Genomic DNA, 1,911 nt, shown 5'->3' on the forward strand with positions numbered 1-1,911 from the left:
AAAATAAAAGTAGCACCGACCAAAGGATGCGGTGAGCGACGATCTCGGTAGCCGAAAGCGCGCTGAGTTGTTTAAAATAAATAGGAAAAACGCCCCAGATCATAAAGACCGACAGGCCGTAGATGAAGCCGATTTTGGTTTGATTTTTGTCTTGCATTTTTCCGCTTTTTTGGCGAAATTATATTTATTTGTCGTTAATCAAAGCTTATGTGACTCAAAAATGCGCAGCGAGGGCAAATTTGGGGGTAAAATTTGAAATTTTATCTGTAATAAAAGTTCTTTTAGTTAAAATCGGGGTTATTTTTAAAAAAGGTTTAAAGATGTGGAGTAGAGATTCGTGGAGAAAATTTAATATCTTGCAGCAGCCTAGCTACCCCGACGAGGCCTTGCTAAAAAAGGCCGAGGATAAGCTAAAGACGATGCCGCCACTAGTTTTTGCCGGCGAGGCTAGAAATCTAAAGCAAGACCTCGCAAAAGTTTGCAACGGCGAGGCCTTTTTGCTACAAGGGGGCGACTGCGCGGAGAGTTTTTCAAATTTTAACGCCGTAAATATCCGCGATATGTTTAAGGTGATGCTACAAATGGCGATCGTTTTGACGTTTGCCGGACGTTGCCCCGTCGTAAAAGTAGGGCGCGTGGCAGGTCAGTTTGCCAAGCCTAGAAGCTCGGACTACGAGGAACAAGGCGGCGTAAAGCTACCTAGCTACCGCGGCGACATCATAAACGGCTTTGAATTTAATGCCGAGGCTCGCGTGCCCGATCCAAACCGCATGATCGAAGCGTATTATCAAAGCGCATCCACGATGAACCTGCTTCGCGCCTTTTCTCGCGGCGGTCTAGCCGATCTGCACGAGGTAAATCGCTGGAATCTGGGCTTTATCAAAAAGCCCGAGCTTGACGCTAAATACGGCGAGTTAGCCAGGCAGCTGAGCCAAACTCTAGCGTTTATGGGAGCTTGCGGCATAAACGCCTCAAATACTCCCGCGCTTAGCGAAACCAAGGTCTACACCTCGCACGAGGCGCTTTTGTTGCCGTATGAGGAGGCTCTAACGAGAGAGGATAGCCTCACCGGCGACTGGTACGACTGCTCGGCGCATATGCTCTGGATCGGCGAGCGCACGCGCGGCGTAAGCGACGCTCACGTGCATTTTTTAAGCGGCGTACACAATCCTCTAGGCGTCAAAATCGGACCAAACGCAACCGCGCAGGATGTCATCGCGCTCGCAAATGCGCTAAATCCGCAAAACGAAGCGGGCAGACTAAACGTAATAATCAGAATGGGCGCGGATAAAATCGGCGAGCGGCTACCTAAAATCCTGCGAGAAATAAAACGCGAAGGGCTAAATATCGTCTATAGCATCGATCCGATGCACGGCAACACGATAAAAGCCGCAAACGGCTACAAGACGCGCGAATTTGACAAAATCCTAGCCGAAGTGCAAAGCTTTTTCGAGATACATCGAGCCGAGGGCACGCATGCGGGCGGCGTGCATCTAGAGATGACGGGCCAGGACGTGACCGAATGTACGGGCGGGTCGTTTTAACTAAACGAGGACGATCTAGCTCACAGATACGAGACGCAGTGTGACCCGCGCCTAAACGCCGATCAGTCGCTAGAACTCGCATTTTTAATCGCAGAGTTTTTAAAGAAAATTTAGCTTTACTGGGCGTAAATTTGATGAAATTTGCGCCCCTTTAAATTTGACGCGTTTCAAATTTGGCTCTCAAATTTACCGAATTTAAACAAGCCAAATTTGCCCCAGCTCGCCTTTTATCTTTCAAATTTGACTGTTTTTGTCTTTTTAAAATTAAATTTACCCCAAATTTCGCGAATTTCTTAAAATTTAATACAATTTTCGCTACATTAATGAAAAATTATCAAATCGGAGAGAATCAATGAGCGATGTTTAC

Annotated in this window: 1 pseudogene; it reads left to right on the plus strand. The window is 46.9% G+C overall.

What is annotated here, in order from left to right:
- The first annotated feature begins 320 nt into the window (after positions 1-320).
- Positions 321-1,658, plus strand: a pseudogene (locus H740_RS07015) (class II 3-deoxy-7-phosphoheptulonate synthase).
- The last annotated feature ends 253 nt before the right edge of the window (positions 1,659-1,911 follow it).

It is taken from the genome of Campylobacter showae CC57C (assembly GCF_000344295.2).
GTDB lineage: Bacteria > Campylobacterota > Campylobacteria > Campylobacterales > Campylobacteraceae > Campylobacter_A > Campylobacter_A showae_B.